Source organism: Halomonas sp. DP5N14-9, assembly GCF_019802175.1.
GTDB lineage: Bacteria > Pseudomonadota > Gammaproteobacteria > Pseudomonadales > Halomonadaceae > Halomonas > Halomonas litopenaei.
This window is the reverse complement of sequence record NZ_JAHVHR010000032.1, coordinates 1-21612: the sequence shown is the minus strand read 5'-3', so window position 1 is coordinate 21612 and position 21612 is coordinate 1. Positions and strand designations below refer to the sequence as shown.

Sequence of the window (21612 nt, the reverse complement as noted above, 5' to 3'; positions counted from 1 at the left end):
CGGGGCGGGGGTTCTTCGTTCAGTCGTCGGCCAGCCAGTGGCGCAGCTTGGTCAGCAGTAGCTCGGCGTCGCTCATCCTGCGTCGTTCGCGCAGCAGCGCTGTGAGTCTTTCGGGGCGGTCGGTGATGATGCCGTCCACGCCCATGTCGATAAGTCTGGCCATGCGGCCAGGATCGTTGACCGTCCAGGCGTAGAGCGGCGTCTGGTTGAGGTGGGCGCGTCGCAGTTGATCATCGTCGATCTGGCTGTTGCGCAGGCCGAGCCCGTCGAAGCGACGCTGCGGCAGACTGCCGGGCAGGGCCCACTCTGCCAGCAGCAGTGTCCTGGCGCGAGGCTCCTGGGCGACGATCAGGTGGATCTGACGGTACGACAAGGACGCAAGCCAAGTGGTCTCGAATAGCCTGGGATCGCCACAGATCATGCGTGCCAGGCGGTCTTCTGCCTGGTCTCGGCAGTGCAGGCGCCAGCGGCGTTCGGCGTCGAGCTCTGCCACGACCGCCTCGATCAGCGCCTGTTCCTGGCCGCGGCTCGGCTTGAGCTCGATGATCAGGTCGGCGCGGCCACGCACTGCAGCCAGGGCCTGGTCGAGCCTGGCCAGGCGTTCGCCGGCGAAGGCATGGCTGAAGCCTGATCCCACATCCAGCGTTGCCAACTCCTGCCAGTTCAGGTCGGTGACCCGCCGCGGATCTCCCGCAAGACGCTGCAGCGTGGCATCGTGGCTCAGCACCACGCTGCCGTCGGCACTCAGGCGCACATCGATCTCGATCTGATCGGCGCCGTCTTCCAGGGCCTGGCGGATGGCCGACAGGCTGTTTTCCGGCGCTACCTCCGAACTACCCCGGTGGGCGATCACCTCGACCTCGTCATTGAGCTCCTGTCGCTCCACCATCAGCCACGCCTGGGAGACGGCGAATACCAGGATGCCGACCTCCACCGCCCAGGCCAGCCGCCCCGGATGGGCGTCTGCCGGTGGGGGATCGGGGCGCGGCAGTCGATGGGCGCGGCGCAGGTACAGGCAGGTCGCCAGCAGGGCGTTGAGCACGATCACCGCGAAGGCGACACTGAGCGTCAGCAGGGTCGCGGCGGTGACCACCAGCAACATGGTCGTGATGACCACCGCGCCGATCTCGGGCAGTGTCGACAAGAGGGGGGCGACCCAGGCGCTGAAGGCGATCGACACCGCCGACGGCAGCACCAGCAGTACCGCCAGCATCGAAAAGATGACCCGCGCAAGTCCCCCCTGGCGGTGCCGGGTCAACTGGTAGCTGCGGCGCATCGCTGCGACAGGCGAGAGACCCTCCAGTACCACGCAGGGCAGCGCCAGCCACCATCGGATGTAGAGTCGCGCCGCCAGCGCGGCCCAGAGTCCGACCAGCGGAAGCAGGGTCGAGGTGTAGAGCCAGAAGGCCGGTGGGCGCACCCGCCGCACATAGTAGGGATCCAGGTGACCGAGCAGGGAATCGTGGACCAGGCTGGCACAGGCGGCGACGAGGGTCAGGGCCAGCAGGTGAATCGACACCTGCAGGCTGGCGAGGCCCAACAGCCTGGGAAGACGATGCAGGCTCTGCCACAGGGCGATCAAGGCCTGGCGCGCGTGGGAGCCCTGGCGCTCCACCGCCACCAGCATCATCCCGGCCTGCTGCAGGTAAAGCAGCGTCAGCAGGATGACGGCAAAGGCGAGGATCCAGCTGAAGCCGAGCGGCGACAGCAGCAGTTCGACCGCATCCACCGTGGTGACCAGGGGGCGGCCAACCCGCGATAGCCAGCCGGCCAGCAGCCAGCCCATGGCCGGCAGCAGTGCAGCCGAGGCGAACAGCGTGAACAGTAGATGGTAGGCCAGCAGAGGACGCAGGTGGTCATGCAGGCTGGTGTAGACATCCCTGGCAAGCGTCATGAGTCTAAAGTGTGCCGTTGGACGTGGGTAGCAGGGGCAGGGGGCGCTGCGCGCCGAGGACCCACCGAGTGGGCGATGGCGTCAGTGGTGGGGGTCACAGGACCCCCGACGGTCGGTGGACCAAGGAAGAGCGATGGCCCGTCAATCGAGTTCGAGGCGGGACTCGGCGACCAGAATGCCGTTGTTGTCGGCGTAGACCCATTGGCCCGGTGCGAAGTCGACACCGGCGAAGGCGACGGGGACATCACGCTGGCCTTCGCCGCGCTTCTCGCTCTTGCGTGGGTGGGCGCCGAGGGCCTGGATGCCCAGATCGGTCTCCGCCAGGATGTCCACGTCGCGCACGCAGCCATACATGATCACCCCGGCCCAGCCATTGCCGGCCGCCTGTTCCGCGAGCATGTCGCCGAGCATGGCGCAGCGGGTTGACCCGCCTGCGTCCACCACCAGCACTGCGCCGTCTCCTGGTTCGGCGACCGCCTGCTTGACCAGCGAGTTGTCTTCGAAGCACTTGACCGTTTTCACCGGGCCGAAGAAGGCCTCCTTGCCCCCGTAGTTGACGAAGATCGGGTCGCACACCGCCACCTCTGGGTAGGCGTCGCAGATATCGGGCGTGACAATCTGGGTCATTGGAGCGTCTCCGTGGCTAGTCCTGGCATGATGCCACAGGTGTCGATGTTATCCAGCCCCCGGGGGATGACGGGCTGAGGAGGTCGAGCGTGGGAATGGATTTCGGTGATCTCTGATAAATTGTGCGCGAGTCGTCAAATCGGTCGTTGAAAAGTGGCGTCGTTTCACCGGCTTGTCCACGTTCAGCCCAGAGATGTGATCGATGCCTTGGCGAAACGCCCTGGCAATCCGCCTGATCTTTTTCCACTGAAGGTACGATGATTTGCCTGGCACCCGAGTGCGAGTGCATGTCGTTGGCCTCCGTTCGCTGTTGGTGAGTTCCTCTCATGATTCCGGCATCAGACCGGCGCTGATCTTTCGTGGTGCTGGCGAATCGATAGCGGGCCGGGCCGAGGGTCGGTCGTGCAAGGCCGGTACTATGCAGCGCTGCAAGCCACGGGGGAAGCCGGAGACGCCAGCGCGATAGCGGTGTCGCCAGGCTCGCCCCTCGAATCCAAAGATCCGTTGCGGATAAGGGGATCTTGAGGTCATTGCCGATTTCCGCATAAGCCATCGGCGATGACCAAGTTCGGCCGTCGCAATGCCAGCCGTCCGCATATCTTTGGCCAGGTGAAAGGCGTCACTCGGCCAAGCTCCAGTCGTGCGTTGATCGTGCACGCCGCGGACCCGGCGTCTTTCCTTCTTGGCATCGACACAGGGGATGGCGTCATGGCGAACCAGAGCAGTGATTTCAGGGTGGATGAGGCGGGGCTGGATGACGGCACCCGGGCGGGATCCGTTGCGACCTCGGTAGGGGGCGTCTATGAGCGGCCGCCCGGAGGACAGATCGAGGGCTTTGTCGTCAACGGTGTCGACCTGACCGGTGGCGGCAGCCTCAGCGGTGACTTTGGCACCCTGACGGTGGCGGTGGACGCCCAGGGCAACTATCGCTGGGACTACCAGTTGACCGACAACTCTGACGATCACCGTTCCCAGGGGCGCGGCGACGAGGGCATCAACGATCCGTTCAAGGTGGAAGTGAACGGCGGAAGCCAAGGGACGCAGACCGACAATCTGCGGATTTTCGTCAAGGATGACGTGCCCGATGCCACCGCCACGGCACCGAGCTCGGTGGCCGAAGGGGAGGTGGCGCGCGGTACCTGGTCGGTCAATGCTGGCGCCGATGGTCTGCGTGAAATGCGCGTCTACGTGTCGGAGGAGATCGGCTTCTACCGTCTGGACACACCCATCGAGTTGTCGGTGGGCACCCTGATCGTGAACTCCGACGGTAGCTGGGAGTTCGAGGCCAGGGACGGGCTCGACCAGACCACCCATCCGGAGCTCGAGTTCACCCTCAGGCCCATCGATAACGATGGGGACCGCGGACGGGCGAAGGTCACAGTAGAGATCACCGACGCCAATGTCCCCACGACGCCAACGAGCGATGATGACCCCTACACCCGGTCTCCCTCGGTGGTGGTCGACGAGGACGGCCTGGCTGGGGGCAACCCCGGAGGCCCTGAGGACGTGGCCGGTGAGGCCACCAGCGCCAGCGCGCGGCTTGGCTATGACTTTGGTGCCGATGGACCTGCCGCCAGCGGGGCCTTCTACTGGACCACGGACGGCCTGCCGACCAATCTGCAGAGCCAGGGCAGCGCCGTCGTCTACGAGGTGTCGGCCGACGGCCTCAGCCTGACCGGCCGTGACGAGGTGAGCGGCGAAGCCGTGTTCACGGTGGTGCGCGCAGATGACTCGGATCTGGTAACGGTGTCCCTGCTGCGCCCGCTGGATCACTTCGCCACCGGCACCGAGGACGACATCGATCTGTCTTTCGGCTACGTGGTGAAGGATGCCGATGGCAGCGAGGCCAAGGGCTATCTGGCGGTCACCGTCGACGACGACACCCCCGTGGTCGTCGACGACTACTCCAGCGCCGGGTCCGGCGAGTCGGTGAACGCGGATGTGCTGGCCAATGACAGCCCGGGCGCCGACCTGGGGCACCTGGTCAGTGCCGAAGTGGTATCGGGCCAGGGGCAGGTGGTGATCAATGACGACCAGACGCTGACCTTCACCCCCGCTGATGATTTCAGCGGCACCGCCCGCATCAAGTACAAGGTGCTGGACTGCGACGGAGACCCGATGGTCGGCCACTGGACCGTCAAGGTCGAGGACACCGATGGCAAGCCGGTGACCAGTGATGTGCATCGCATCGTGCTCGATGAGGATGGATTGCCAGGGGGTAATGCCGGCGGCAATGGCGACGTGGTCGGTGAGCCGATCAGCGCCGTGAGGGACCTCCAGATTGACTTTGGTGCCGATGGACCGGCGGCGGGAGGCGGCTTCGCCTGGAGTGCGGAAATCGCGCTGACCGCAGGCCCCCAGAGCCCTACCGACGACAATCCTCGCAGTGATCTCGATGGCCTCACCTCCCAGGGTAGCGAGGTGAGCTTTGAGGTGGTCGATGGGGGGCGCGGCCTGATCGGCCGCAACGAGGCAGGCGAGAGTGTCATTACGGTGAGTCTGGAAGACGGCTCGGACGTGGCTCGCGCCATTCTGCATCGACCCATCGATCATCTGCGGCCGTTCAGCGAGGACAATATCTTCCTTGGTCTGTCCTACACGGTCACCGACGCCGACGGTGACACCGCTCAGGGGCAGCTCGAGCTGCTCATCGATGACGACACCGCAGAGACAGAGGATGACAGCTCGGTATCCGACAATGGTGCTGCGGTGACCCTGGACGTGCTGGCCAATGATGCCGTCGGCGCCGATGGTGGCCGCGTGACAGCCGCCAATGTGGTGGGAGACAGCGAGGTTACCGGCTCGGTAGTGCTCAACCAGGACGGCACCCTGACCTTTACCCCCGACCCCGGCCAGAGTGGTGTGGCCACCGTGCGTTACACCCTGACCGACGGCGATGGCGACCCTCGCTTTGCCGAGTGGACAATCATCGTGGACGCCGACGGTACCCCGACGACGCCGAGTGGTGATGACGTGCCCGTGGCAGTGGTCGATGAGGATGGCCTGGCGGGAGGTATCGCGGGGGGTATCGACGATGTCGCGGGTGAAGCGACTCAGGTGGCCGGAGTGCTTGGCTACGATGCCGGCACGGATGGCGCCGGCGACTTCCGCTGGTTGGCCCCGAGTCCGAGTGGGCTGACCTCCGGGGGCATGCCGGTCATGTTCTCGCTCAGTGGCGATGGTCGCCAGTTGGTGGGCAGCGCAGGCGGCAGCGTCGTCTTGACGGCGGTACTGACCAATCTGCTCACGGGTGCCTATCAGGTCACCCTGGCCGGTCCGCTGGACCACAGCGACCCTGGCTCCGAGGATGACATTGATCTGACCCTGAACTACGTCGTCAGCGATAGTGACGGCGACGAAGCCCAGGGCAGCTTGAATGTCGTGGTCGACGACGATTCGCCGCTGGCGGCGGACGACGCGGCAAGCGCGAGCGGCGGCGCGCCGGTGGTCATCGAGGTGCTCGACAACGATCAAGTGGGTGCCGATGGGGCAAGCGTGACGGCGGCTGCGGTGCGTGGAGGAGACAGCGTCGGTACGGTAAGTGTGAACACCGACGGATCGCTGACCTTCGTCCCCAACCCGACCTTTGGCGGGCAGGCGGTGATCGATTACACCCTGACCGACAACGATGGGGATAGCGCCGAGGCCGAAGCGACGGTCAGCGTCGAAGGTCCTGCGGACGAACTGGTGGTGGGGGACAACGACGACGATAACGAAGCGACAGGGGCCGGCGGCGACGTGCTGATCGGTGATCGAGGTGGCCTGGAGGCGGTGCTGACGCCGGCCACCAACTACAATATTTCGCTGATTGTCGATACCACCGGCAGCATGGTGGTGCCGTCGGGGACGCCAGGCCTGAGTCGACTCGAGCTGGTTCAGGCGGCGCTCAAGAACCTGTTGACCGACCTGGTGGCCCATGACGGCCAGATCAATCTGCAGATCGTCGATTTCGGCACCAATGCCGTCGATCATATCGTCATCGACCTCAGCAGCGCTGACGATATCGCCAATGTGGTGAGCTTCATCGACGGTTTCAGGGCGGAGGGCGGCACCAATCTGGAAGCCGGCATTCGCACTGCATCTGGGTGGCTGGCGGCGCAGGACGCCGATCCCCAATTCGCCGATTTCGAGGACCTGAGCTTCATCCTGACCGATGGTGGGCCCACACACTACACGGATGATGCCGGACGCACGGTGAGCGCCACAGCGATCGACGCCACCGCCATCAAGGAGGCCGCCGACGCCTATACCGAGCTGGCCGCGCTCAGTAGCGTACGAGCGGTCGGCATCGGTGATGCGACCAGGGAAGATGTTCTCGAGTTTTTCGACAATACGGATGTGTCTGGCACCGGGGCGCTGTCTTACCAGGGCACCGTGGTCGATGGTGTCAGGCTTGCCAATTTCACGCGCGGTTCGACGGACGCGCTGAGGGTGGAGACCTGGACCAAGGTCTCCGACGCCAACACGGTGGCGGCCCAGTTCGGGGGCAAGTTGCGGATCAGGGACAACGCCAATGACGACCAGGCGGCGGAAGTGGTCAGTACCTCTTTCTTCGTCGATGACGATCCCGATGACCAGCTGTACACCTCGCTGCTGTTTCGCTACAGCACCAGTGTGTTCAGTCAGTCGAACGATTCGATGGGTTATGTGGTCGAGGTGCGGGAAGGTGGCCAATGGCAGGAGTACGCCAGCAGTTCACTGACCTACGCCCCGAACTGGACGACGGTCGATACCGGCTTTCTCGAGACGGGGGAGTATCGTCTCCGGTTCCTGGTCGACAGCGGCAACCGCACCAACGACAGTCTCGATATCGATCAGATCCGACTGGAGCAGCGCCTGCTCGACGATGGAGACATTCTCGAGACCGGGCAGGTGGAGGTGGTCAATACCGCCGAAGAACTGGAAGCGGCCCTGTTTGGCGGAGGCAGCCAGGCCGAGTTGGCCGCGCTGGGCGATGATGTCCTGGCAGGCAACGAGGGAGACGATGTCCTGTTCGGCGATACCGTCAACAGCGATGGACTGTCCTGGGTGGATGGCGACAGTGGCGAGAGTTTCCAGGCGGGAGAACACGATGGCTTGGGTTATCTCGGCCTTGTCGAGTTCCTGAGGTGGGGCGTGAATGGTGGGGCGGAGCCGACGGATCAGCAGATCATCGACTACGTCAGGGACAACGTCGAGACCCTGGCTATCGCGGATCGGTCTGACGGTGGCAACGACAGCCTGTCCGGCGGTGCCGGTGATGACACCCTGATCGGTGGCGGCGGCGACGACCTGCTGGTCGGCGGTGCCGATGATGATCTGTTGGTCGGTGGTGCCGGGGCCGATGTCTTCGCCTGGGAGTTTGGTGACGCGGGCAGCACAACGGCACCGGCGCAGGATACCGTGGCCGACTTCACCGTCGGTGAGTATGGCGTTGAGGCCGAGGCCGACCGGCTCGATCTTGCTGATCTTCTTCAGGGCGCCGACGAGGACAATCTGGCGGACTACCTTCAGGCCAGTCAGGACGGGGACGATACCCTGTTGTCCATCAGCAGCGAAGGCAACCTGGCGGCTGGAGGTGCCAACGCCGATCAGGTCGTTGTGCTTCAGGGCGTGCAGATGGGCGCAGACGGTGACGCCTTCCTGCAGAACCTGCTCGACGATGGTCAGTTGAGGGTCGAGTAAAGCAGGCGAGGAAGGCAGGCCAGGGAAGGTGGGGTGGGCGGTCAGCCGCCCACCCAGTGACACGGCCTTTGCTGGCAAGGCATGAAAAAGCGCCCCGGGGAGTTGAACGCAACTCGCTCCCCGGGGCGCTTCCTTGTGATTCAAGGCTCGAGTCGGTCTGGCGACAGGCTCGAGCCGTTGACCGTCAGATGCTTCAGGCTTCCTGAGCCACCGGAATCACGTTCGAGGCGGCCTTCTGGTACTCCTCGATTTCGTGGAAGTTCATGTAGCGATAGATCTCGCCGGCCATGGCGTCGAACTCGCCCATGTAGCGACGGTACTCATCGACGCTCGGCAGGCGACCTTCCACGGCGGCCACGGCGGCCAGTTCGGCGGAGGCCAGGAAGACGTCGGCGCCATCACCCAGACGGTTGGGGAAGTTGCGGGTGGAGGTGGATACCACCGTGCTCTTGGCGGCGACGCGGGCCTGGTTACCCATGCACAGCGAGCAACCCGGCATTTCCATGCGTGCGCCGGCGCGGCCGTAGATGCCGTAGTAGCCTTCCTCGGTCAGCTGGTGCTGGTCCATCTTGGTCGGCGGGGCGAGCCACAGCTTGGTCTTCAGGCTGCCGGCGGGCTGCTTCTCGAGCAGCTTGCCGGCGGCGCGGAAGTGGCCGATGTTGGTCATGCACGAACCGATGAACACCTCGTCGATGCTCTGACCTGCCACCTCGGACAGCAGACGGGCGTCGTCCGGGTCGTTGGGGGCACACAGTACCGGCTCCTTGAGCTGCTCCAGGTCGATCTCGATGACCTCGGCATACTCGGCGTCGGCGTCTGCGCGCATCAGGCTCGGGTCGGCCAGCCACTCTTCCATGGCCAGGATGCGACGCTCGATGGTGCGCTTGTCACCGTAGCCATTGGCGATCATCCACTTGAGCAGGGTGATGTTCGACTTCAGGTACTCGGAGACAGAGTCTTCGGACAGGGTGATGGTGCAGCCCGCCGCGGAGCGCTCGGCACTGGCATCGGACAGCTCGAAGGCCTGCTCGACGGTAAGATCCTCGAGGCCCTCGATCTCCAGCACGCGACCAGAGAAGGCGTTCTTCTTGCCGGACTTCTCGACGGTCAGAAGCCCCTTCTGGATGGCGTAGTACGGAATGGCATGGACCAGGTCACGCAGGGTGACACCAGGCTGACGCTTGCCCTTGAAGCGCACCAGGATGGACTCCGGCATGTCCAGCGGCATCACACCGGTGGCAGCGGCGAAGGCCACCAGACCAGAGCCCGCCGGGAAGGAGATGCCCATCGGGAAACGCGTGTGGGAGTCACCGCCGGTGCCGACGGTGTCAGGCAGCAGCATGCGGTTCAGCCAGGAGTGGATGATGCCGTCGCCCGGGCGCAGCGATACGCCGCCGCGGTTCATGATGAAGTCCGGCAGGGTGTGGTGGGTTTCCACGTCCACCGGCTTCGGGTAGGCACTGGTGTGGCAGAACGACTGCATGACCAGATCCGCCTGGAAGCCCAGGCAGGCCAGGTCCTTGAGCTCGTCACGGGTCATCGGACCGGTGGTGTCCTGAGAGCCGACGGTGGTCATCTTCGGCTCGCAGTACATGCCGGGCCGCACGCCTTCCAGGCCGCAGGCCTTGCCGACCATCTTCTGGGCCAGGGTGAAGCCCTTGCCGGTGTCCTTGGGCTGCTCGGGCAGACGGAAGACGTCGGACTGCTCCAGACCCAGCGCCTTGCGGGCGTTGTCGGTGAGACCGCGACCGATGATCAGCGGGATACGGCCGCCTGCGCGGACCTCGTCGAGGATGACCTGAGTCTTCAGCTCGAAGGTGGAGATCACTTCGTCGGTGTCGTGACGGCAGACCTTGCCTTCATAAGGGTAGACGTCGATGACGTCGCCCATTTCCATCTTCGACACATCCATCTCGACCGGCAGGGCGCCGGCGTCTTCCATGGTGTTGAAGAAGATCGGGGCGATCTTGCCGCCGAAGCAGAAGCCACCGGCGCGCTTGTTGGGCACGTTGGGGATGTCGTCGCCGAAGAACCACAGCACCGAGTTGGTGGCGGACTTGCGCGAGGAACCGGTACCCACCACATCGCCGACGTAGGCCACCGGGAAGCCCTTGGCCTTGACCGCTTCGATTTGCGCCATGGGGCCCTTGGTACCGGGGACTTCGGGCTCGATGCCGTCACGCTCGTTCTTGAGCATGGCGTTGGCATGCAGCGGAATATCCGGACGTGACCAGGCGTCGGGGGCCGGGGACAGGTCGTCGGTGTTGGTCTCGCCGGGCACCTTGAACACGGTCAGGGTGATCTTGTCGGCCAGTGCCGGCTTGGACAGGAACCATTCGGCGTCGGCCCAGGACTGCATCACGTCCTTGGCCACCTCGTTGCCGGCCTTGGCGCGGTCGGCGACGTCGTGGAAGGCGTCGAACATCAGCAGGGTGTGCTTGAGCTGCTCGCCGGCTTCCTTGGCAAGCTCGGCATCATCGAGCAGTTCGACCAGGGTCGCGATGTTGTAACCACCCTGCATGGTGCCCAGCAGCTTGACGGCATGCACCTTGTCGATGAGCGGAGATTCGGCTTCGCCCTTGGCCAGGGCGGTCAGGAAACCGGCCTTGACGTAGGCGGCCTCGTCCACCCCGGGCGGAACGCGGTTGGTCAGCAGGTCGAGGACAGTCTCTTCTTCTCCGGCGGGCGGCGCCTTGAGCAGTTCGACCAGTTCGGCGACCTGTTCGGCGTTCAGCGGCTTGGGGGGAATGCCTTCCTGGGCACGCTCTTCGACATGTTGGCGATAGGCTTCAAGCACGTGGGGGCCCTCATTGGTTTGTGGTGGTCACGCTCGAACGCGTCTCGCTCGAACGTGAGGGACACGCTGTCAACGGTGGCCGGGATTCTAGAATAAACTGTCGACAATGTTAAGAGAGCCCGTCATGACGGGCTCTGAACTTTGGTCGCCGAGGCCGGTTCGTGCCTATTCGACTGGGGTAGGGGTGTGTCCGCTCGAGGCAGGCGTTACCATGTGCCGATTCAATTTTTAGCACGATGAGGTGTCCGACGATGACCCAAGTTGTGGTGTCGCCCTGCGTCGGGCTGTGTTCGACCACGGTGGGCGACAACGTCTGCCGCGGCTGTCAGCGCCATGATCAGGAAATTCTGCGCTGGTTCTCGCTGGATGGCGATGAGCGCGAGAGGCGGATCGGGGAACTGGACGCCCTGCGTATCGAGGTAGCCGCGAATTTCGTCGAGGTGATCGACGAAGACCTGCTGGAGCGCCAGATGCGACGCCATCGCGTGCGTTTTCGTTCGTCTCAGCCGGCGGCGTCGCGTGTGATAGAGCTTCTGAGGGTGGGGCGTGATCGTATCGGCGACCTGGCAGCCTACGGTATCGTGCTGCGCCGAGGTGTGCCGGACCAGCCTCAGCAGTTGTACGCCGCCATCAGCCAGGCCCTTCAGCAGGCCGGCGAAGAACGTCGGACACTTCATCTCGAGTCCGGGCCCGATGGGGCCCAGCAATGGAAACCGCTTTCATGAATGTCACCATCAGCCCCGACCATGACACCTCGCTGCCTGAGGAGCTTCTCGATTTCCTGCCGTGTGCGACGCCGAATGCATGGGTCGAGTGGGCGCTGGAGAATGAAACCCTGTTGTTGATCGATCACGCCCAGTGCGAGAAGAAAGCGGCGTCCACGGCCATGAGCCTGATGTATCGCTACGTGGATCACGTCGACCTGCTGACCAAGATGTCGCAGTTGGCCCGTGAAGAGCTTCTGCACTTCGAGCAGGTCGTGAAAATCATGCGCGCCAGGGGGATTGAGTACCGCCATCTCAGCGCATCGCGCTATGCTGAAGGACTGAGGGAACTGGTCAGGCGCGATGAGCCGGAGCGTCTGGTGGATGTGCTGATCGTCGGTGCCTTGATCGAGGCGCGCAGTTGTGAACGCTTTGCGCGACTTATTCCACATCTCGACGACGAACTTGCCAAGTTCTACCGAGGTCTGGTTAAGTCGGAAGGACGCCACTTCGAGGACTACATCACACTGGCGAGCCAGCTTTCAGACGCGCCGATAGAAGCGCGCATTGCGGTCTTCAAGGCCCGCGAAGAGCAACTTGTGACGACCCCGGACGTCGCCTTTCGATTTCACAGCGGTGTGCCGGCCTGAGGCCGATAGCACCGCCACGCAGGGACACCATCATGCGGGACGCCCAACACGATGCTTCCCAGATAACGGACCAGGACCACCTGGCACTCTTTGGGCACTTTTCCCTCAACCTGGGAGACGATGTCCTCGTTCAATTCAGCTACGACAAGGTCAAGGCGCTGCTGGTCTACCTGCTGCTGCATCAGCAGCCGGTCAACCGCGCGACCCTGGCCGAACTGCTGTGGCCTGACCAGGGGTTGTCCTCCGGTCGCACCAACTTGAGACATGCCCTTCACTGTCTGCGCCAGTCGCTGGGGGATGAGGCCGACAAGGTGTTGACGGTGTCGCGCCAGACCATCGCCTTTCAACTGCCGGCACAATGGGGGTTCGATGTTCATGACCTGCAGCGGCTGCTGGAGGGCAGTCGTGACATCGACACCCTGGAAGAATTGCTGGGGTTGTATCGAGGCGACCTGGTGGAGGAGCTGCAGCTGCCGGCCTGTCCCGACTTCCAGCGTTGGCTGATTCAGGTGCGCAACGAGTGGCGCCAGCGAGTCATTCGCTTCGCTGAAGACGTGCTCGACCAGGAAGGCAGCATCCCCGATGCGCTGTTGCAGGAGCTGGTCAGCCGATTTTCCGGCTACGCTCCCTTTCATGAAAAGCTGGTGCGCCAACTGGCCGAGCAAGGCCAGATGGCGGCGGCGCATGAGCAGTACAACGCCTTCCTGCAGTTGCTGGCGCTGTCCGGGCAACAGCCAGACCCCAGTTTCCTGCAGTTGGCTTGCTATTGGTCCGACGGGCAGCCCGAAAACCCGTCGTTGTCGCCCAAGGGCGCCTTCTCGCGGACCCTGGCGATAGACAGTCCGCCGCTCGGCGAAGAGGAGGTCGAGCACCGGCAGCTGTCGGTCATGGCGATTCGCCTGACACTGGACGGCGACATGGGCAGCCGGGCCGAGACACGGGCCTGTCTGGCATTGCAGATTGAACTGATGCGCTGGCTTGAGAAGCAGTGCCACCATCTGGGTGGCTTCTGGTTGCCCGGGGCCACGGGCGGGCTGGGGCTTGCCTGTTTCGGTACCCATGGGCCGGCGCATCAGCTGGCCGAACTGGTGGCACTGTACGAACACTGTCGACGTCTGTTGGCGGAAGAGTCGCAGCGACACTGGACCGGTGAAGGGAGCCTGCCCCGCATGACCCTGGCGGCGGGCCTGAACAGCGGCCAGGTGGTCTATCTGCCGTCGCGCCACCTGGTGGACCCGCTGGGTCAGGTGACCCAGCGGGCACTCGACTTGATGAGCGCCGCCGAGGGCAGCGAACTCGTCATTTCTCAGGAGGCCAGCCAGCACATGCCGCCGGCGCTGGACCTGCAACCGAGGTTGTTTTCCCGGTTGGTGGCAAGCGACGGCCGAGTCCGCCTGCGTGCCCTGGTGCTGGGCACCAATGAGGGCGGCCGTGACGCGACGCCGCCGAGCCTGGTGGGGCGCGAAAACGCGCTGCGCATGCTGCGCGATGCCCTGGCGCGGGCCGGTATCGGTCTGCGTCAGAGCGTGCTGGTGAAGGGGCCTTCCGGGCTTGGCAAGTCGGCTCTGCTGGTGGGGTTTCGTCACCTTGAGCAGAGTCGCGACGCCACCATCTGCTGGCAGCCCAACACCCGCATGTCGGTGCAGGAATCCTATGGTGTGGCGCGCCACCTGGTGCGCTGGCATCTGGGGGGCGAGATCGACAGCGAGGGCCTGGCCGCGTTGGTCGAGCGCCTGGGGCTAAGCGAGCTGGATGACGACGATATTCGTTGGCTCGAAGAGGCCATGGGTATTCGCGAACCTCACGAAGTCTCGCTGCTGGCGCAGAGCAGCGAGGCGGTGGAAGCGGTGGTGGCGCTTCTGCATGGGCTGATTCATGAGCTGTCACAGGAACGTCCGCTGGTACTGATGATCGACGACCTGCAGTGGGTCGACGAGCCATCGTTCAAGGTGCTGGCCGGCCTCCAGGCGCGGCTGCCGATCAACTGTCCGCTGTTGTTGATCGCCAGCCATCATGGTCGTGAATCCTTGCCCACCCGACTGCACTGGGATCAGCAGATTGCGCTTGGCAGGCTCGACGCCATGCAGTCGTCGCGGCTGTTGACCCAGCTGGCTCGTCGCTATCGGCTGCATCTGTCGCCGCGCCTGCGAGGTCAGATCATCGAGCGCTGCGATGGCGTCCCGCTCTACCTGCAGGAGATCTGTCGTCGTCTCGACATGGACCGGCGGGAAGGGCGTAGCGTCCAGCTCGACGAACTGCCCCACGGCCTGCTTGGCCTGTTGACCAGTCGCATCGATCAACTGGATGGCGATCGCGAAGTGGCGCACATCGCGGCGGTGCTGGGTCGCCACTTCCGCTTCGACTTTCTGGCCGAGTGCAGTGGTTGGGAGCCGGAACGGCTGAGCCGGGCGCTGGAAGAAATGCGTCGACTCGAGATCATCGAGCCGTCCGATGGTGACGTGGGGGCGCGAGAATTTCAGTTCACCCACCAGCTGCTGCATGAGGCAGCCTATCTTTCCTGTCCGCGTGACGTGCGGGTCGACATGCATCGCCGCGTGGTTCAGTTGATTGAAGAGCGTTTCCCGGTGTGGATCAGTCGTCATCCCGGTGACTTCGCCATGCACCTGCGGCGCAGCGGTCACTACGCTCGAGGCGCGCGCTACTTCGAGCTTGCCGCCCGGGAGGCGCTCAAGGTCAGTGCCAATCGCACGGCGCTGAAGATGGCCGACGCTGGCCTCGCCAGTCTGCGCCAGGTCGAGCCCCAGGCAGAGCGTGAAATCAGCCTGCTGACGGTGCGTGGTCAGGCCGCTTTCGCCCTGGAGGGGCATGGTTCGCCTACCGCCCACGAGAGCTTCGTCAAGGCACGCGAGCTGCTGGCAGAGTGCACCACCGACCTCGAGGATGAGGACGATCTCGAGCAGGCGTTCCTGGTCAAGTGGGGACTATGGGTTGGCTGCAGTCAGCGCAACGCCCACGCCGACGCCTTTCTGCTGGCCTCGCGGCTGAACGATCTCGCCTTGCGCCTTGAGGACCCGCGCTACCAGCGCCTGGCCGACTACGCCGGGGCAAGCTGTGAGTACTGGGCTGGCAGAATTCGCCAGGCCTATGACCATCTGGAAGAGCTAGATCCGCTGAACAAGCCGATGATGATCGAGTGGTTGCCGTTCTCTGACCACCCGCAGGTGGCGGCTGCCTGCTTCCAGGGATGGGCGCTGTGCCTGCGTGGCGACTACCAGCGGGCGGAACGTCATGTGGAATCGGCCATCCGCCTGGCGGAAGAGATCCATCATCCCGGCAGTCTGGCGATGGCGCTGATGTACGCCTCCGCGTTGTACCGCCAGCTTGGGCATGTCCACGAGGCGGCCAATCGGGCCCAGCGAGCGTATGAGCTCACCGGCAGCTCCGATCTGCACCTATGGCAGGTCGCCTCCCGTGCGGTACTGGGATGGCAGCAGGCGTTGGCGGGGAGTCGTGAAGGCCTGCAGCAGCTTCAGGCGGCCCACGAGGAACTGGCGGAAGTGACCGGCCGGGACCCGAGTCAGCGTCCGAACCTGTGGTACGTGGACGCCTGTCTTGCCATGGGGGAGCTGGAGCAGGCCGAAGACTATCTGGATCAGTGTCTGCTGATGGCCCGAGAGCGCACGACGCTGTTTGTCCCGGAGCTTGCCACCCAGTTGGCGCTGGTACGCCACCGCCTGGGTCGCGACGCCGAAGCGGTACGGACCCTCGCCGAGCAGGCGCGTACCCAGGCGGAGCGGGACGGCAACCTTCATCAATTGCTCGGGGCCCTGGAAGTCTGGCTGACGTGTGTCGATCCTGACGACGATGCGGTTCGAAGCGAGTTTCGCCGCCTGCTGTCCCAGGTCAGCCTGAGTGATGCGCCGGTGTTGATGCGCTGGCGAAGCCTGCTCGATCGCCGGGTATCGCAGACGACCGACGCTTGATGCGCTAGCTGCCCCTTCACTGACGTCTCACCGACAAGACGACGCCCGACTGGCTTGGCCAGTCGGGCGTTTCTGTTGCTTTCTCCCAGGCGCCTTGCGCTGTCAGCTCTAGGGCTTGTCTGAAAAGTGCCTGCGCTCGGTAATACGGCGTTAAAAATCGGATCAAAATGCTCATTTACACCCCGTAAACTGCGCTTTCTCACCGATTTTTGCCTTGTCTAACCTTCGCTCGTCGACTTTTCGGACAGCGCCTAGGCGTCCCCAGTCTGCGTGTTCTCGCCGCCAGCGCTCCTGGCAAGGGCCAATTTCGCACCACGCTGTTCCGAAAACAGCATGAAACAGACGATAAAACGTACAAAAGTGGCAGCAAAAAGCATGGTTTTCTATGGTGACTAGGAGGAAAGCAGTATCTCGGAAGGTGCATTACTTGATCGTAGCGACTATTGGCCATTGGTACAGTGTGTAACGACGTGTAACGTAAGTAGTATTATTCGTACCAGTTTACTAGCCATTGTCTTACGCTCCGTTACGAAAAGTTCGAGGACCCCGTGCCTGTTACCATCGCTACTGTCAGCTCATTTCAAGGAAACGCCTGGGTCAAACGGCCGAATGGCGACGTCATCGCTCTGGAAGAAGGGGATCGTCTGGACGTCGGCGATATCGTCATCACGGCGGACGGCGCCCTCGTGACGCTGCAGTTTGCGGACGGCAGGCCCGGTGTCACGCTGGTCGATGCGCAGCAGGTTTCGTTGCCCGAGGATATGGGGCAGGGCGACGCTTCCTCGGTCGAGATTCTGGACCAGCAGCAAGTAACGGAGCTGTTGCGTCTGCTCGAGTCGGAGGTACCCGATCTGCTCGAGGCGATAGAGGCACCTGGCCTGGGGGAAAGTGGCGGTGGCGCGGAAGAAGGCTTCGATTTCGTGCGCCTGTTGCGTATCTCCGAGTCTGTTGATCCCCAGAGTTACTCCTTTGGTGGGGTGGGGGCAGTGGAGTTGCTGGAGCCGGTAGAGAGCGGTGGAACTCCCGTCGCCGACGACGAAGAGGTTTTCCTGGCGGAAGGTGAGCCCGATCTACCGCCGGTCGAAGAGGGAGAAGGCTCCGTTTCGGCCGGAGACAACAGCGTCGTTGAAGGAAGTGGCCAATCTGTCACCGGCAGCGTGGCAGTGACGGCTCCTGCCGGTGTGGCGCGTGTTGCTGTCTCGGGCGTCGATGTATCGGGCGCTTCGGCGGCATCGCCGGTCCTGATCGATGGACAGCACGGTACCCTTGCGATCACCGGCTTCGATCCTGATACCGGGACGATCGACTACGTCTATACCGAAGACGGCCAGCCAGCCGACCACTCTGCCGGAGACGACAGCGTATTTGACCGCTTCGAGGTGGTGGTGACCGACAACCGGGGGGCGCAAGCCAGCGACAGCCTCGACATCAATATCCTCGATACCGTGCCGTTGGCTGAAGATGACGCTGCCCGGGTCGGCGAAGATAGCAGTGCGCCGATTTCCGGTGACCTGCTGGATAACGACCTCGCCAGGTCCGATGGACTGAGTTTCGTAGGTTTCGACGACACTTCAGCAAGATATGGCACCTTCACCGATCACGGTGACGGCACCTGGAGCTACTCCGTCAATACGGTGAATGCGGCGGTGCAGGCCCTTGATGATGGCGAGCATCTGATGGAGACCTTCAGCTACACCGTCAAGGACGCCGATGGCGATATCAGTACTGCGACCTTGACCGTGCTGATCGACGGCAGCACGGATGGTGATCCCAATGTGGTGATCCAGGACAGCGATGGTGACGTCACGGCCGGCGACAACAGCGTAGTGGAGGGCAGTGGCGAGACGGTCTCAGGCGAGATGCTGCTGACAGCCAGCGCAGGAATCGGCACTGCGACCATCGCCGGGTCGGATATTACAAAGGCTACCGCCGACAATCCGGTGGTGATCGACACCGATCAGGGCAAGCTTGAGATCGTCGGCTTTGACAACGGTGCTGTTGATTATCGCTATACCGAGAACTCGCAAGGTGCGGATCACAGCGCCGGCGATGACAGTGTTGTCGATCGCTTCGAGGTAGTGGTCACAGACACTGTCGGTGAAAGCCGTTCTGACAGTCTGGACATCAACATCCTCGATACCGAGCCCGAGGCCGTGGCCGACACCACCAGCACCGCCGAGGACACGGCGGTCAGCTACAACGTGCTGAATAATGACGACGGCACCAGCGACACCCAGGGTGCCGATGGTGCCTCCCTGACCACCGCCACTCTGCGCAATCCGAGCCAGGGCAGCGTGAGCTTTACCAGCGATGGCAGCGTCACCTTTACCCCGGCGGCGGGCTTTGAAGGCCAGGCGGTGATCGACTACACCCTCACCGACGGCGACGGTGATACCGCGTCCTCGACCCTGACCGTGACGGTGGCGGCCGACTCCACGCCGACCATCGACCCGAGCGGCCCGGACGGTGATCCGGCGACCGCCGATGGCGCCTACAGCGTGCTGGAAGCAGGGCTGGACGGCGGAACGAATCAGCCTGCCGGCAGTAACGCCGCCAGCAACAGCGAGAGCACCAGCGGCCAGTTCCAGAGCAGCACCGGCAACGATGACCTGGCGCGCTACGAGGTGCAGAACAGCGACGGCGACTGGGTCGAGATCAACGCCAATGGCACCACGGTCGCCGGCGACTACGGCACCCTGACGGTGAACACCGACGGTAGCTGGTTGTACACCTTGACCGACAACGTCACCCACAGCGGCACCAACCAGACCGGCCTGGACGATAGCCTGGCCGAGACCTTCGGCGTGCGGGTGGTGGACAGCGATGGCGATACCTCCGCCCCGGCCGATCTCACTATCGCCATCGGTGACGATGGCCCGAGTGCGGTGGCTGACACCACCAGCACCGCCGAGGACACGGCGGTCAGCTACAACGTGCTCAACAACAGTGATGACACCAGCGACACCCAGGGTGCCGATGGTGCCACCCTGACCACCGCCGCTCTGCGCAATCCGAGCCAGGGCAGCGTGAGCTTCACCAGCGATGGCAGCGTCACCTTTTCCCCCGGCGGCGGGCTTCGAAGGTAAGGCGGTGATCGACTACACCCTCACCGATGGCGACGGTGATACCGCGTCCTCGACCCTGACCGTGACGGTGGCGGCGGACTCCACACCGACCATCGACCCGAGCGGCCCGGACGGCGATCCGACGACCGCCGATGGCGCCTATAGCGTGCAGGAAGCAGGGCTGGATGGTGGTGCAGATCAGTCCCCGGGCAGTAACGCCGCCAGCAACAGCGAGACCAACAGCGGTCAGTTCAAGAGCAGCACCGGCAACGATGACCTGGCGCGCTACGAGGTGAAGGACAATGACGGCGACTGGGTCCCGGTCAATGCGAATGGCACCACGGTCACCGGTGACTACGGCACCCTGACGGTGAACACCGACGGCAACTGGTCGTACACCCTGACAAGCAGCGCGAGTCAGGACGACAAGGACAGAACGGGTCTGGATGACAGCGTGCCCGAGACCTTCGGTGTGCGGGTGGTGGACAGCGATGGCGATACCTCCGCTGATGGCACCCTGAGCATCGCCATCGGTGACGATGGCCCGAGTGCGGTGGCTGACACCACCAGCACCGCCGAGGACACGGCGGTCAGCTACAACGTGCTCAACAACAGTGATGACACCAGCGACACCCAGGGTGCCGATGGTGCCACCCTGACCACCGCCGCTCTGCGCAATCCGAGCCAGGGCAGCGTGAGCTTCACCAGCGATGGCAACGTCACCTTTACCCCGGCGGCGGGCTTCGAAGGCCAGGCGGTGATCGACTACACCCTCACCGACGGCGACGGTGATACCGCGTTATCGACCCTGACCGTGACGGTGGCGGCGGACTCCACTCCGACCATCGACCCGAGCGGCCCGGACGGCGATCCGACGACCGCCGATGGCGCCTATAGCGTGCAGGAAGCAGGGCTGGATGGCGGTGCAGATCAGTCCCCGGGCAGTAACGCCACCAGCAACAGCGAGACCACCAGCGGCCAGTTCAAGAGCAGCACCGGCAACGATGACCTTGCGCGCTACGAGGTCCAGAACAGCGATGGCGACTGGGTCGAGATCACCGCCGATGGCACCACGGTCACCGGTGATTACGGTAGTCTGACGGTGAACACCGACGGCAACTGGTCGTACACCCTGACAAGCAGCGCGAGTCAGGACGACAAGGACAAAACGGGTCTGGATGACAGCGTGCCCGAGACCTTCGGTGTGCGGGTAGTGGACAGCGATGGCGATACCTCCGCTGATGGCACCCTGAGCATCGCCATCGGTGACGATGGCCCGAGTGCGGTAGCCGACACCACCAGCACCGATAAAGGTACGTCGAAATCCTACAACGTGCTGAAGAATGATGACGGCACCAGCGACACCCCGGGCGCCGATGGCGCGATCCTGACCGAGGCCAGGGTGCAGGGCGGCGATAGCGTCGGTCGCGTAACCTTCACCAGCGACGGTAACGTCACCTTTACCCCGGCGGCGGGCTTCGAAGGCAAGGCGGTCATCGACTACACTCTCACCGACGGCGACGGTGACACCGCGTCCTCGACCCTGACCGTGACGGTGGAGCCCGACGCCACGCCAACCACACCGTCGACCGACACCGATCCGACCACCCAGAGCCCCGTGGCGATCGTCGATGAGGATGGTTTGTCCGGTGGCAACAAGGGCGGTACTGGCGATGTGGACGGACAGTTCACTGTCGCCACTGGAGATCTGGGTTACCGCTTTGGCGACGATGGTGCGGCTAGCACCAAGGCTTTCCAATGGAATCTGACGGATCTGCCCGAGCTCTATACAGCAGACGGGCGCAAGGTCGCGTTCTCACTTGTCGACGGTGGACATACCGTGGCCGGCAGCGTAGCCGGCGCCAGCGGCGCCGAGTCAGTCATCACCATAAAGCTGACAGATGAGGCCGCCGGCGATTACCAGGTGACGCTGCATCAGGCGCTCGAGCACGCCGAGCGCGAAGACGAGAATGATGTGTCATTTGACGTCGGCTATACCATCACCGATGGCGATGGTAGCAAGGCGATAGGCAAGTTGACGGTAGTGATCGATGACGATACGCCGGTGGCCTTCGATACCGTCGATGGCGTGTTGTCTTCAGGCACCGTTGGCGATATCAACTTCGCAGATGGAGCGGGAGCCGACGGCAGGGAAAACGCATGAAAAACCGCGCTACGACGGGCTTCGTAGCGCTTTACCAGTAGGAGCTTATGTGGTCATCTAGCAGCTTTTGCTCATGGATGATCCGATGCTGACACCGTCTCTT

Annotated in this window: 9 protein-coding genes; 6 read left to right on the top strand and 3 right to left on the bottom strand. The window is 63.7% G+C overall.

Annotated features, from left to right (window positions below; genetic code table 11):
• Positions 1 to 19: 19 nt before the first annotated feature.
• Positions 20 to 1894, bottom strand: coding sequence for a glycerophosphodiester phosphodiesterase family protein (locus KUW00_RS18770; RefSeq protein ID WP_222569860.1), 1875 nt, complete (start codon positions 1892 to 1894; stop codon positions 20 to 22).
• Between the two features lie 141 nt (positions 1895 to 2035).
• Entirely contained in the window at positions 2036 to 2521 is a 486-nt protein-coding gene (gene rraA / locus KUW00_RS18765) for a ribonuclease E activity regulator RraA (RefSeq protein ID WP_222569859.1), read from the bottom strand.
• A gap of 708 nt (positions 2522 to 3229) precedes the next feature.
• On the opposite strand from rraA, the gene KUW00_RS18760 reads away from it, so the two are divergent.
• Positions 3230 to 8185, top strand: coding sequence for an Ig-like domain-containing protein (locus KUW00_RS18760; protein WP_222569858.1), 4956 nt, complete (start codon positions 3230 to 3232; stop codon positions 8183 to 8185).
• Between the two features lie 193 nt (positions 8186 to 8378).
• Here KUW00_RS18760 and acnB read toward each other — a convergent pair whose 3' ends face one another.
• Positions 8379 to 10982 (bottom strand): bifunctional aconitate hydratase 2/2-methylisocitrate dehydratase, encoded by a 2604-nt coding sequence (gene acnB, locus KUW00_RS18755; protein WP_108133813.1) that lies wholly within the window; start codon positions 10980 to 10982, stop codon positions 8379 to 8381.
• A 251-nt stretch (positions 10983 to 11233) separates the two neighbouring features.
• Between acnB and KUW00_RS18750 the strand changes: the two genes are divergently transcribed.
• From KUW00_RS18750 to KUW00_RS18730, 5 genes are all read left to right on the top strand, one after another.
• Entirely contained in the window at positions 11234 to 11707 is a 474-nt protein-coding gene (locus KUW00_RS18750; RefSeq protein ID WP_222569857.1) for a DUF1289 domain-containing protein, read from the top strand.
• A complete protein-coding gene (locus KUW00_RS18745; RefSeq protein ID WP_222517223.1) occupies positions 11704 to 12336 on the top strand; it encodes a tRNA-(ms[2]io[6]A)-hydroxylase in 633 nt (210 codons plus the stop codon). The genes KUW00_RS18750 and KUW00_RS18745 overlap by 4 nt, the downstream gene beginning before the upstream one ends.
• Positions 12337 to 12368: 32 nt before the next feature.
• Positions 12369 to 16280, top strand: a complete 3912-nt coding sequence (locus KUW00_RS18740) for an AAA family ATPase (RefSeq protein WP_222569856.1) — start codon at positions 12369 to 12371, stop codon at positions 16278 to 16280.
• Positions 16281 to 16828: 548 nt separating this feature from the next.
• On the top strand, positions 16829 to 19366 hold the full coding sequence (locus tag KUW00_RS22590; protein WP_222569855.1) for a retention module-containing protein: 2538 nt from the start codon (positions 16829 to 16831) through the stop codon (positions 19364 to 19366).
• Positions 19323 to 21509, top strand: a complete 2187-nt coding sequence (locus KUW00_RS18730) for a beta strand repeat-containing protein (protein WP_222569854.1) — start codon at positions 19323 to 19325, stop codon at positions 21507 to 21509. Before KUW00_RS22590 ends, KUW00_RS18730 begins: the two co-directional genes overlap by 44 nt.
• Positions 21510 to 21612: the final 103 nt, after the last annotated feature.

What these genes read in the sequence shown, in the direction of transcription:
- KUW00_RS18745 (WP_222517223.1), top strand. Translation starts at nt 11,704, where the DNA reads ATGAATGTCACCATCAGCCCCGACCATGACACCTCGCTGCCTGAGGAG.
- KUW00_RS18770 (WP_222569860.1), bottom strand. Translation starts at nt 1,894, where the DNA reads ATGACGCTTGCCAGGGATGTCTACACCAGCCTGCATGACCACCTGCGT.
- KUW00_RS18730 (WP_222569854.1), top strand. Translation starts at nt 19,323, where the DNA reads ATGGCAGCGTCACCTTTTCCCCCGGCGGCGGGCTTCGAAGGTAAGGCG.
- KUW00_RS18760 (WP_222569858.1), top strand. Translation starts at nt 3,230, where the DNA reads ATGGCGAACCAGAGCAGTGATTTCAGGGTGGATGAGGCGGGGCTGGAT.
- rraA (WP_222569859.1), bottom strand. Translation starts at nt 2,521, where the DNA reads ATGACCCAGATTGTCACGCCCGATATCTGCGACGCCTACCCAGAGGTG.
- KUW00_RS18750 (WP_222569857.1), top strand. Translation starts at nt 11,234, where the DNA reads ATGACCCAAGTTGTGGTGTCGCCCTGCGTCGGGCTGTGTTCGACCACG.
- KUW00_RS18740 (WP_222569856.1), top strand. Translation starts at nt 12,369, where the DNA reads ATGCGGGACGCCCAACACGATGCTTCCCAGATAACGGACCAGGACCAC.